This window comes from Rhodanobacter sp. C01, assembly GCF_002001045.1.
Taxonomy (GTDB): Bacteria; Pseudomonadota; Gammaproteobacteria; order Xanthomonadales; family Rhodanobacteraceae; genus Rhodanobacter.
Genome location: NZ_MUNR01000014.1, coordinates 230,130 through 242,526 on the forward strand (window position 1 = coordinate 230,130; position 12,397 = coordinate 242,526).

Consider the following 12,397-nt stretch of genomic DNA (forward strand, 5'->3'; position numbering starts at 1 on the left):
CGACAAGCGTTGCCGTGCCGCTGACCGGGAGACCCCCGAGGGATCCCGGCCAGCGGCGGCGAGTCAGACAGATTCAGGTCGTGTCTAGAAGCCGAGCTTCAGGAATTGGGCAAGGTTCGCCACGTTGAGCGCACCGATGCCGGAACCCTGGTCATAACCGGGGGTGCCGTAATAGAACCAGTTGTCGCCGGCACGGATATCCCTGAACCCGGAATACGTGCCGGAGCCGAAGATGTCCTGCAACAGGTAGATCTGCGGATTCCAGAAGCCGATGCGATGTCCGGAATTCTGCGTCAGCAACGCACTGATGCCGTTGAGTTGCGGTGCCACGAAACTGGTGCCGCCGTAGCCGCTGATCAGCCCGCCATCGTAGGTTGATATGACGATGTAGCCGGTTTCGGGGTCCGCATTCAGCGCGAGATCCGGCATGTTGCGGCCGACAAAGCGGGAAGGCAGCTGCAGCAGGGTGGTCGGGCCGGCCTGCGGGTCGATGTAGACAAGCGATTGTTTCGGTTCACTGGTACGAATGCCCTGGGTCAGCAGCTGATACAGCGGCTGGTGCCAGTACACGCTCACGCCGCCGCCGCCGCCAGTCGAGAAGAGGTCGTACTCGCCGGGGGCAACCTTGTTGAAGTAGTTCTGCAGATAGTCCCATCCCCAGACGTTTTCCTGGGTGATGGAGATGACCGGAACGTTGGCCGCGTTGTAGAAGGTGACCGGTACGGTGGTGCCGCCTGCGGCGGTGGCGTAGGGGTCGGACGCTGGCGAATCGACTGTCAGGGGGGCGCTGTAATCGCCGGCTGCCGTGCCCGGGAGGCCCAGGTCGCGGACGGTGTCGTAGGCACCCGAATCGCCGGCGGCGACAAAGACCGACTGCCCCTGTGCGGCGGCCTCCATGAAGATCTGGTGGAACGCCTGCAGGTCACCGGCATCGCTCGTGTCGGTGTCGCTGGCGCCGGTAACGTTCAGCGCGGCGAAATTGAAGATTTCCGGCAGTCCCCAACTGGTCGAGATGCTGTCGGCCTTGTTGTCGGACACTGCACGCAGGAAGGCATCCGTGAAACCGTTGCCGGAGTTGGGAGCGTCATAGACCAGTACGTTCGCGAAAGGCGCGAGGCCGCCGGACTGCTCCACGTCGAGCGAGGTCTCGCCACTGCCGCCATCGATGGCACCGCCGCCGTCCACATGGATCTGGGTGATGCGATTGGGCTTTGTGGCCAACCCGATGTCGTTCCAGTAGGTGACTGCGTCCGCCGGATAGAAATTGGACAGCGTGACGATGCCGACCGTTGAGCCCTTGCCGGTAATGCCGTGCTGGTAAAGCGGGTTGATGTTGTAGAAGTTTGCAACGTCGCCGACGGTGTATTCGCCTGGTTCACCGGTGGCGGTCGGATTGCCCGAGGTGGTCTTGCTCAAGGTGGTTGGCCCGAGCGGCAGCGACTTCGGGCTGACGGCGAATGCCGGTGCACCCAGGCGATGCGAAAGATACTTCCGTTCGTTGCTGAGTCCGCTGGCGAACGCTACGGTATCGGCCAGCGCGGATGGCAGCACCAGCACGCTGGCAGGACGATGGAAGGACTGGCCGGTGCTGCGCGAGACGTAGGTGTGGATGGACGTCTGGAAGGCTTTGCCTAATTGGTCGAGAGTGCCGCTGGTCTGGATCGCCATGTGGTTCGCCATCACCTGACTGCCCAGCCCCTGCTTCTGCAGATAGGCCTGGACCTTGGCGATTTCTGCATCGGTGGCGCCGTACTGGCCGGCGAACTGGCTGGTGCTCAGAAACTGGTGGTAATTCGGACTGCCCTGGGTCACGGTCTGCTGGATGTACTGCTCCAGTGCTGCCTGGTTATGCAGTTTCAGTATCAGCGTGACATGCACCGGCTGGGTGGAGGTCGCCACGCCCATGTCGATGTTGGGCTGTGCGGTGCCGGCGAATGCGGTGCTGGCGAAGCCGGCAAGTATCAGCGTCAGGGATGCTGCAATGGTCTTGCGATGAAGGTGCGCGAGCATGATGGTTTCTCCGGAGGCGAGAAAGCTGGCACGAAGCGGTGATGCTGGCTGTGGACGCGGCGGTGCGTCGAAGTCCCGTTCTGTGGCCAGACCGTGGGCGGTGGTTCAGATAACGCGATCCCCAAGCGGCAACGGAGCACATCCCCCTGCAGATGGTCCTGGCGCTTGTCAGGCGAACGTAACGCACTCACCAGGTGGCTGGAAGTGCTTGTCAGGACGAAACTTATTGCGATATTGGGCGGCTCGGGCCAGTGCCGGAAATGGCCTGCGAAGTGCATGCATGGCAACGCTGCGGCGGTCGGCAGACATGTATTCGCCATGCGGCTGCCAGATGCGAATGGCCAGGTTGCGGCACAATAGAGAAGCTGTGTGCAGCGGATGATTGTTCGCTGATGCCAGCTCCCCACTCATTACAAAGCCGCCCCATGACCACCATCAAGCAAGACGATCTGATCCAGTCCGTTGCCGACGCGCTGCAGTACATCAGCTATTACCACCCGGTCGACTACATCAGGGGCCTCGCCGCCGCGTACGAACGCGAGGAAAGCACGGCCGCGAAGGACGCGATGGCGCAGATCCTGATCAATTCTCGGATGGCTGCAGAGGGGCATCGCCCGTTGTGCCAGGACACCGGCATCGTCACCGTGTTCATCAAGGTCGGCATGGGCGTGCAGTGGGACGCCACACTGTCGCTGGAAGACATGATCAACGAGGGCGTGCGCCGCGCCTACAACGACCCGGACAACAAGCTGCGTGCCAGCATCCTGGCCGATCCGGCCGGCAAGCGCGTCAACACGAAGGACAACACGCCGGCCGTCATCAATGTGTCGATCGTGCCGGGCAACAAGGTCGACGTGATCGTGGCGGCAAAGGGTGGCGGTTCCGAGGCGAAGTCGAAGTTCGTGATGCTCAACCCGTCCGATTCGATCGTCGACTGGGTGCTGAAGACCATGCCGACGATGGGCGCCGGTTGGTGCCCGCCGGGCATGCTGGGTCTGGGCATTGGTGGCACCGCCGAGAAGGCGATGCTGATGGCGAAGGAAGCGCTGATGGAGCCGATCGACATCCAGGAGCTGATCGCGCGTGGCCCGGCCAATCGCGCCGAGGAACTGCGCATCGAGCTGTACGACAAGGTCAATGCGCTCGGTATCGGTGCGCAGGGTCTGGGTGGCCTGACCACTGTGCTCGACATCAAGATCAAGGATTATCCGACCCACGCGGCCAACCTGCCGGTGGCGCTGATCCCGAACTGCGCCGCCACGCGCCATGCGCATTTCACGCTGGACGGTTCCGGCCCGGTGATGCTCGACCCGCCGTCACTGGAAGACTGGCCGAAACTGACTTACGACACCTCGAAAGGGCGTCGGGTGAATCTCGACACGGTGACGAAGGAAGACGTAGCCAACTGGAAGCCCGGCGAAGTGTTGCTGCTCAACGGCAAGCTGCTGACCGGTCGCGACGCCGCGCACAAGCGCATGGTCGAGATGCTCAACAAGGGCGAACCGCTGCCGGTCGACTTCAAGGGCCGCTTCATTTACTACGTCGGCCCGGTGGACCCGGTGCGTGACGAGGTGGTCGGCCCGGCTGGCCCCACCACCGCCACGCGCATGGACAAGTTCACCGAACAGGTGCTGGCGCAGACCGGCCTGCTGGGCATGGTCGGCAAGGCCGAGCGCGGTCCCGCGGCGATCGAGGCGATCAAGAAGCACCAGTCGGTGTACCTGATGGCGGTCGGCGGTGCTGCTTATCTGGTGTCCAAGGCGATCAAGGCCTCGCGCGTGGTCGGCTTCGCCGACCTCGGCATGGAGGCGATCTACGAGTTCACCGTGCAGGACATGCCGGTCACCGTGGCGGTGGATTCGGTTGGCAGCTCGGTGCACCAGACGGGTCCGAAGGAGTGGCAGGCACGGATCGGCCGGATTCCCGTGGTTGTCCAGTAAGCTGCATGCATGACGTGCGCGGATGATATGGAAGTCTAGACGTCCAAACATGGAATTCGGCAGGGCCATTGCAATTGTCTTGCCGCAGCGCAACACTGACGGGATGCCTTTCTTCCCAACCGCCCATAGCGAATGCCTGTGACTCCGCCAAATTCCGTGCCGCTGCCCGCGGACGCCCCCTGGATCGTGATGAAGTTCGGCGGCACCAGTGTCGCCACGCTGCCCCGTTGGCAGAATATCCGTGAGCTGGTTGCCAGCCGCCGCGCCGAAGGCGCGCGCGTGCTGGTGGTCGTCTCCGCGCTGACCGGCATCACCGATGCGCTGAAACAGGTGTGCGGCGAAGGCGACCAGGACAAACGCAAGGCGGCGGCCGGCGCGATCGCGCAACGTCACTACGATCTGCTGGAACACATGCAGCTGGCTTTGCCGGATACGCTGGGTGCCCGCCTGACCGATCTGGCGCAGCTGGCTGCGCAGGGTGCGGTCGTGCATGGCGAGCTGGCCTGGACAGCGAAAGTCCAGGCACATGGCGAGCTGATGTCCAGCGCTCTGGGTGCCGCCTTCCTGAGTCACAGTGGCTTGCCCACGCAATGGCTGGATGCGCGCGAGTGCCTCGCCGCGGTGGCGCTGCCGAACCAGAACGAACGCACCCGGCTGCTCTCGGCGATGGTCGAGGCAAAGCCCGATCCGGCCTTGAACGCGCAGCTGGCCACGCTGGGCGAGGTGTTCATCACCCAAGGCTTCATCGCGCGCGAAAGCGAAGGTCGCACGGTGCTGCTCGGCCGTGGCGGTTCGGATACCTCGGCCGCGTACTTCGGTGCGTTGTTGAAGGCGACGCGGGTGGAGATCTGGACCGACGTGGCCGGCATGTTCACCGCCAATCCGCGTCAGGTGCCGGGTGCGCGCCTGCTGCAGCGGCTGGATTACGAGGAGGCGCAGGAAATCGCCTCCACCGGCGCCAAGGTGCTGCATCCACGCTGCCTGTCGCCGCTGCGCGAGCCGCGCGTGCCGCTGCTGATCAAGGACACCAACCGACCCGAGCTGGATGGCACGGTGATCGGCCCCGAGGTCCGCGCACACGCGCCCAGCGTCAAGGCGATCAGCGCACGCAAGGGCATTACCCTGGTGTCGATGGAGTCGGTCGGCATGTGGCAGCAGGTCGGCTTTCTCGCCGACGTGTTCGCCCAGTTCAAGCGGCATGGGTTGTCGGTGGACCTGATCGGTTCGGCCGAGACCAACGTCACCGTATCGCTCGATCCCACCGAAAACCTGCTCGATTCGGATGCCATCGCCGCGCTGGCGAGCGACCTGGCGAAGGTATGCCGGGTCAAGGTGATCGCGCCGTGCGCGGCGATCACCCTGGTCGGTCGTGGCATGCGCTCGCTGTTGCATACGCTGTCCGGCGTGCTGGCCGAGTTCGGCCAGTTGCGCGTGCACCTGATCTCGCAATCGTCGAACAACCTCAACCTCACCTTCGTGGTGGACGAGGAAGTGGTCGACTCCTTGCTGCCGCATCTGCATGACCTGCTGATCGCCGCCGGCGCGCTGCGCACCGACGACAGCGCATTGTTCGGTCCCAGCTGGCAGACGCTGTACGGCAGTGGCGATATGGTGGATGCACCTGCAGCGTGGTGGCGCGAGTCGCAGCGGGAACACCTGTTGAAACTGGCCGTGGAAGCCACGCCACGCTACGTCTACCACCTGCCTACGGTGCGCCAGCAGGCGCGCGAGCTGAAGACGCTCGCGGCGGTGGATCGCCTGCACTACGCGGTAAAGGCGAATACCCATCCGGCGATCCTGCGCGCGCTGGCCGAGGAAGGTTTCGGTTTTGAATGCGTTTCACCCGGCGAGCTGAAGGCAGTGAGCGCGGTGGTGCCTGAAGCGGCGCCGCTGCTGTTCACGCCGAATTTCGCGCCACGCGAAGACTACGCGCGTGCACTGGATACTCGGGCCACTGTCTCGCTCGATGCCTTGTACCCGCTGGAGCATTGGGGCGAGTTGTTCCGGGGCCGCGAGATCGTCCTTCGGGTAGATCTTGGTCGCGGTCTCGGCCATCACGAAAAGGTGCGCACCGGGGGCAGCGGCAGCAAGTTCGGCTTGCCGGTGGAGCTGATCGATGCCTTCCTGCGACTGGCTGATGCGCATGGCGTGATCGTGCGCGGCCTGCATGCACATCTGGGCTCGGGCATCCTGGATGACGCTCATTGGGGCGAGGTCTATGGCCAGCTGGCCAGCTTGGCCGAGCGCATCGGCAGCGTCAGCTTCATCGATATCGGCGGCGGCCTCGGCGTGCCGTCGCATCCGGGCGAGGCGCGGCTGGATGTCGCGGCGCTCGACCGCGTGTTGCGCGAGGTCAAGGCGGCTTATCCGCACTACCAGTTGTGGATGGAGCCGGGGCGCTACCTGGTGGCCGACGCCGGCGTGTTGCTGGCGCGGGTGACCCAGCAGAAAGGCAAGGGCGCGTTCCGCTACCTCGGCATCGACACCGGCATGAACAGCCTGATCCGCCCTGCCTTGTACGAGGCGTGGCACGAGATCGTGAATCTCACGCGGCTCGACGAACCGGCCACCGCGCTGTATCAGGTGGTCGGTCCGATCTGCGAAAGCGGCGACGTCCTCGGCACCGACCGCCGCCTGCCCGAGGCGCAGGAGGGCGACGTGATTCTGATTGCCCAGGCCGGGGCCTACGGCAAGGTGATGTCCTCGCACTACAACCTGCGCGACGAAGCCGACGAGATCGTGATCGAATAGGCGCCATGGCGCTGGAGAAAGTATTGGTGAGTACCGTGATGCAACCCCGCCTGACCCAGGTCTTCCGCTTCGTGCGCTGCAGCTACGCCGATGGCGTGGCCGAGCTGGTGTACGCGTTCGACGACGGTGAGGAGCTGGTCGAGCGGATCCGTTTTCCGCAGGCGCCAACGGCGCCTGCGCAACATGCCTCGGCGTTTGATGCCGCGTTGAAGCTGCTGCACCTGATTGCCGGAGTCAGCTATTACAAGGCCGGCATACCGCCGAAGATCGATGTGGCGACGGGGCCGCTCGACGAGGCCACCGCTGAGTTGCTGGATCAGTTGTACCTGCATGGGCTGGCTGAATTTGCCTATCGCAACGGACTGGACTTGCGTGGGCGCATAGCATTCCCACGTGGCGGTACGGCGCCATCGGTGGCAAAGGCCGCGGGTTTGCCGAAACGCACGCTGGTGCCGATCGGCGGCGGCAAGGATTCGCTGGTGGCCGTGGAAGCGATCAAGGCGATCGGTGGCGAAGCGACTGCGGTGTGGGTGGGCAATTCCGCCTTGATCGCTGCCTGCGCCGAACGCACCGGGCTGCCCACGTTGAACATCCAGCGCGAGCTGGCACCGGAATTGTTCGAGCTGAACCGGCTCGGTGCGTGGAACGGGCATATCCCGGTCACCGCAGTGAATTCGGCGATCCTCGCGGTGGCTGCCATCCTGTATGGCTACGACTCCATCACGTTCGCCAACGAGCGTTCCGCCTCGGCGGCTACGCTGGAATACGAAGGCCAGCAGGTGAACCACCAGTGGAGCAAGGGTTACGCGTTCGAGCAACTGCTCGGTGACTGGCTGCATACCCACGTGGCCAGCGATCTTGATTATTGCTCGCTGTTGCGGCCGTATTCGGAGCTGGCCATCACCCGCGCATTCGCGAAGCTGACGCCGTACTTCGATGTGTTTTCCAGCTGCAACCGCAACTTCAGAATCCTCGGCCCGAAGCCGGCGGACCGCTGGTGCGGACAGTGCCCGAAGTGCCATTTCGTGTTTCTTGCGCTGGGACCGTTCCTGCCCAAGCCGCGCCTGCTTTCGATCTTCGGCCGCAACCTGCTGGACGACGAAAACCAGGCAGCCGGCTTCGATGCATTGCTGGAGTATCAGGATCACAAGCCGTTCGAATGCGTGGGCGAGGGTGCCGAGGCACGTGCCGCGATGTACGCGCTGAGCCAGCGGCCGGAGTGGCAGGAGGACGCCTTGATCGAGCGCTTCCGCAGCGAAATCCTGCCGCAGCTCGATCCCGCGCAACTGGCCCTGGAGCCGTGGCTGGAACCGTCCGCCGAACAACGCGTGCCGGCGCGATTGCAGCCTGCGTTAAAGACGATCGGCTGATGCGCATCGCCGATCTGGCTGGCCGTCGTGTCGCGATCTGGGGTTTCGGTCGCGAGGGCCGTGCGGCCATTGCAGCGCTGCGCCAGCGTCTGCCGCTGCAGCCGCTGACACTGTTCTGCGGCGCGACTGAAGTCAAATCAGCACGTGCGTTCGATGCTGCGCTGGACATTGTCGCGGGCGATCCGGATGCACCCATGCTGGGCGCTTTCGATGTGGTGGTGAAGTCGCCGGGCATCTCGGCATACAAGCCCGCGTTGCTCGCGGCACAGGCGCAGGGCACGCAGTTCACGTCCGGTACGGCGCTATGGTTTGGCGAGAATCCTGATGCACGCGTGATTGCCGTCACCGGCACCAAGGGCAAGAGCACCACCAGCGCGCTGATCGCGCACCTGGCGCGTGCACTCGGTCTGCGCACGGCGCTGGCGGGAAACATCGGCTTGCCGCTGCTGGAACTGCTCGATTCCCAGGTTGTTTCGCAGCCGGCCGACCTGTGGGTGATCGAGCTGTCCAGTTTCCAGACGGGTGAGGCCGCCCCGCTGGAACTCGGGGTGGTCACCAGCCTGTACGAGGAGCACCTGGACTGGCACGGTTCGCGCGAGCGTTATGTGGTGGACAAGCTGCGCCTGGCCGACGTCTCCCGGCAGCTGCTGGTCTGTGCATTGCAGACGTCTCTGCTGGAGCGCACGCAGGCACATCCGCATCGTCTGTTGTTCGGTCAGCCGGAGGGCTGGCATGTCGTCGATGGCTTCATTCGTCGCGGCAGCCACGAAGTATTTCCGGTTGAACAATTGGCTGCGCCAGGTCTGCACAACGCGCTCAATGCCTGCGCCGCGTTGGCGGCGCTGGCTGCCGTTGGCATGGACGCGCAGGCTGCCGCGCCGGCTCTCGCGCGTTTCCGCCCGCTGCCGCATCGCCTGCAACCGCTTGGCGAGCACGGCGGGCGGCATTGGATCAATGACTCGATCAGCACCACACCGCTGGCCACGCTGGCGGCACTCGACAGCGTCGAAGGGCGCGAGGTCACCGTCATTGTTGGTGGGCACGATCGTGGCCTCGACTGGACGGACTTCGTGCTCGGCATGAAGCGGCATGCGCCCCACGCCATCGTGGCGCAGGGTGCCAATGGCCCGCGCATTGCGCGCGCTTTGCGTGAGGCCGGTGTGCCTGTCGTGCTGGAGGAAACCGTCGATCTGGCCTCCGCGATTGCCCGCGCCAAGGTGCTGACTCCTGTCGGTGGCGTCGTCCTGCTGTCGCCGGGTGCTCCGAGTTTCGACCAGTTTCATGATTACGCCGAACGCGGACGGCGCTTTGCCGAGCTGGCTGGCTTCGAAGGGCACGAGATCACCGGCATCGAGGGGCTGGGAGTCAGTTGAAGCATCGCCTTTTCACGCCTGCATGCGTGGACGATGGATGCGTGGCTGATATCCGGCATTGACGCACCGAAGGTGTTTCGCACGTTGCACGCATCAGGAGTCTGTTCCTCACATGCCCTTCGACGACATGCCCTTTGATATCCGTCTGGACGACTTGCGCGGGCCGGAAGTCGCCGCGCTGTTGCAGGAACACCTGCAGGACATGAAGCTGCATTCGCCGCCCGAGAGCATTCACGCGCTGGATCTGGACCGACTGCGGCAGCCGGAAATCACGTTCTGGACGGTTTGGCAGAACAGTGAACTGCTGGGCTGCGGAGCGATCAGGGAGATTGACGCAGCCCATGCCGAAATCAAGTCCATGCGTACATCGAGGCGGCATCGGCGCAGAGGTGTGGCGGCGGCGATGCTGCAGCACATTCTGGATGAGGCTTTGCGTCGTGGTTATCGGCGGCTGAGTCTTGAAACAGGTTCGGCCAGTGCGTTCGAGCCGGCACGGCAGCTTTATGTGCGATTCGGCTTTCGGCCCTGCGGTCCGTTCGCGGAATACCTCGATGACCCGCACAGTGTGTTCATGACACACGAGCTGCAGTGAGGTTCATGAGGCCGAGCGCAGCGTTTCGATGGCGCCACTACGGGAGCGCCACCGGCGCATGACCCATCAAGCGAAACAGCCACGCCTCTTGCGAGACGTGGCTGTTCTTCCTTTAGTGCGGGGATTGTCGCCTTACCAGATCTTCACCCGCTCCTGCGGATCGAGGTACAGCTTCTCGCCGGGCTTCACCTCGAACGCGGGATACCAGGCGTCGAGGTTGCGCACGGTCTGTGCACGGAAATCGGCGGGGGCGTGCACGTCGGTGTTGAGGCGCTGGCGCAGGGCATCGTCGCGGATCTTCGAACGCCAGGCCTGACCGAAGGCGAGGAAGAAGCGCTGGTCGCCGGTGAGGCCGTCGATCACCGGTGCGGGCTTGTCGCCGAGCGATTTGTGGTAGGCCAGATATGCGATGGTGAGGCCGGACACGTCGGCGATGTTCTCGCCCAGGGTCTGTTCGCCGTTGACGTGCAGGCCCGGCAACGCCTGGTATTGGTCGAACTGCTTTACCAGCTGCTGACCGGCGGCCTTGAAGTGGTCGAGGTCGGCCGGTGTCCACCAGTTCTCCAGCTTGCCCCGTGCATCGAATTCGGCGCCGGTGTTGTCGAAGCTGTGGCTGATCTCGTGACCGATGATCGCGCCGATCGCCCCGTAGTTGGCTGCCGCATCCGCCTTCGGGTCGAAGAATGGCGGTTGCAGGATCGCGGCAGGGAAGTTCAGCGCGTTCTGCAGCGGCAGGTTCACTGCGTTGACGGTCTGCGGGGTCATCCACCATTCGCCACGGTCGACCGGCTGGCCCAGCTTGGCCAGCTGATGCGCATACTCGAACCGCTCGGCGCGCAGATGGTTGCCGAGCGCATCGTCGGCGCGAATATCCAGTGAACCGTAATCGCGCCAGGTTTCCGGGTAGCCGACGCCGACGCGCAGTGTGACCAGCTTGGCCTTCGCCTTCTGCCGGGTAGCCGGCGTCATCCAGCTCAAGGTGTCGATGCGGTCGTTGAAGGCGGCGATCAGGTTCCTCACCAGCTGTTGCACCGCGACCTTGGACGAAGCCGGGAAGTAGTGCTTGACGTAGAGCTGACCCACCGCGTCGCCGAGGTCGGTATTGGTGGCGCCCACGGCGCGCTTCCAGCGCGGCTGCTGTGCCGGCGTGCCCTGCAGGGTGCGTCCGTGGAAATCGAAGCTGAGGTCGGCATAAGCCTGTGGCAGCAGGCCGGCGTTGTGGTCGAGTGTGTGGAAGATCAGCAGCTCCTTCCATGCTTGCAGCGGCTCGCTGGCAGTCAGCGCGGACAGGCCGGTGATGGCGGCAGGTTGCCAGGCGTCGATCTGCGGCTGGCCATCGAGGCCGGCAGCCTTGAAGTAGACAGCCCAGTCGAGGCCCGGTGCCTTCTGCGCGAAATCACTGGCGTGCCACAGGTTGTTCGCCTTGTGCACGTCCTGGCTGTCGATCAGGCTGCTCTGTGCCTTGGCGATCTTCGTTTCCAGGTCGAGGATGGTCGCGGCACTCGCTTCCGCATCCACGATGCCGGCCTGCTTCAGCAACGCAGTGACATAGGTCTGGTACTTGGCGCGAAACGCCGTCATGTGCGGGTCGTTCGACAGGTAGTAGTCGCGACTGGGCATGCCCAGCCCACCCTTCAGCAAGTAGGCGGTGTTGCGCGAGGGATCTTCCAGGCCCTGCGCCACGAACAGGCCAAAGAGGTTCTCGGTGTAGAAGTTGGTGGCGTTGATCGGGTCGACGTCGGCACGCAGGCGGCTGCCGAGCACGCGGGCAAGATCCCGACGCGAGGCGATCGCGTCGATCTGCGCCAGTTCCCGCTTGAGTGGCGCCAGGCCATGCTTCTCGATCGCGGCGGTGTCCATCCAGGCCGAGTAGTAGTCGGCGATCTTGCGTGCACTGCTGCCGGCAGCGGAATGGTCGGCACCGGCGTTTCGGATCAGCGCAGCGGTGTCCTTCTCGGCCTGCTCGAACACCTTGAGGAAGGTGCCGGTGCTGGAACGGTCGGCAGGAATCTGCGCGGTCTTCAGCCAGTCGCCGTTGGCGTAGCGGAAGAAGTCGTCGCCCGGCTTCACACTGTGGTCGATGCCGGCCGAATCGATGCCGGACACGTCGAGTGATGCTTCGAGTTGGGCGGCAGACAGGCTACCCGTCGCGCAAATCATCGCGGCGGTGAATATCCATCGTGTGGGTTGCATGGGTGCTGTCCGGCAGAGGGGTCAACGCCCAAGATAATCTCCGCGTGCCTGCTTGTGGGCATGACCAATGGGCTAGATGGGCGCCATCGATGCGCACGCTGGGGTCTGGTCATGCCACATGCGTCCCGGCGGCTGCGTGTCACGCCCAATGGCGAACCTTGATGTCCG

The 12,397-nt window shown here is 64.2% G+C and carries 7 protein-coding genes; 5 read left to right on the forward strand and 2 right to left on the reverse strand.

Annotated elements, in window-relative coordinates; all coding sequences use genetic code 11:
- Window positions 1–84 precede the first annotated feature (84 nt).
- Window positions 85–2,010 carry a S53 family peptidase gene (locus B0E50_RS15250; RefSeq protein WP_077442194.1) on the reverse strand — a complete coding sequence of 642 codons (1,926 nt, stop codon included), beginning with the start codon at window positions 2,008–2,010 and terminating at the stop codon, window positions 85–87.
- 425 nt (window positions 2,011–2,435) lie between these two features.
- Between B0E50_RS15250 and B0E50_RS15255 the strand changes: the two genes are divergently transcribed.
- The 5 genes from B0E50_RS15255 to B0E50_RS15275 all read left to right on the forward strand — a co-directional run bounded on the left by B0E50_RS15255 (window position 2,436) and on the right by B0E50_RS15275 (window position 10,036).
- Entirely contained in the window at window positions 2,436–3,950 is a 1,515-nt protein-coding gene (locus tag B0E50_RS15255; protein WP_077442195.1) for a fumarate hydratase, read from the forward strand.
- A 132-nt stretch (window positions 3,951–4,082) separates the two neighbouring features.
- Entirely contained in the window at window positions 4,083–6,701 is a 2,619-nt protein-coding gene (locus B0E50_RS15260) for a bifunctional aspartate kinase/diaminopimelate decarboxylase (RefSeq protein WP_256364092.1), read from the forward strand.
- Window positions 6,702–6,727: 26 nt separating this feature from the next.
- Window positions 6,728–8,071 (forward strand): UDP-N-acetyl-alpha-D-muramoyl-L-alanyl-L-glutamate epimerase, encoded by a 1,344-nt coding sequence (gene murL / locus B0E50_RS15265; RefSeq protein WP_077442635.1) that lies wholly within the window; start codon window positions 6,728–6,730, stop codon window positions 8,069–8,071.
- Window positions 8,071–9,444, forward strand: a complete 1,374-nt coding sequence (murD, locus tag B0E50_RS15270; RefSeq protein WP_077442196.1) for a UDP-N-acetylmuramoyl-L-alanine--D-glutamate ligase — start codon at window positions 8,071–8,073, stop codon at window positions 9,442–9,444. The genes murL and murD overlap by 1 nt, the downstream gene beginning before the upstream one ends.
- A 112-nt stretch (window positions 9,445–9,556) precedes the next feature.
- Window positions 9,557–10,036, forward strand: coding sequence for a GNAT family N-acetyltransferase (locus B0E50_RS15275; protein ID WP_254427307.1), 480 nt, complete (start codon window positions 9,557–9,559; stop codon window positions 10,034–10,036).
- A gap of 132 nt (window positions 10,037–10,168) precedes the next feature.
- Here B0E50_RS15275 and B0E50_RS15280 read toward each other — a convergent pair whose 3' ends face one another.
- Entirely contained in the window at window positions 10,169–12,229 is a 2,061-nt protein-coding gene (locus B0E50_RS15280) for a M13 family metallopeptidase (RefSeq protein ID WP_077442197.1), read from the reverse strand.
- Window positions 12,230–12,397 lie beyond the last annotated feature (168 nt).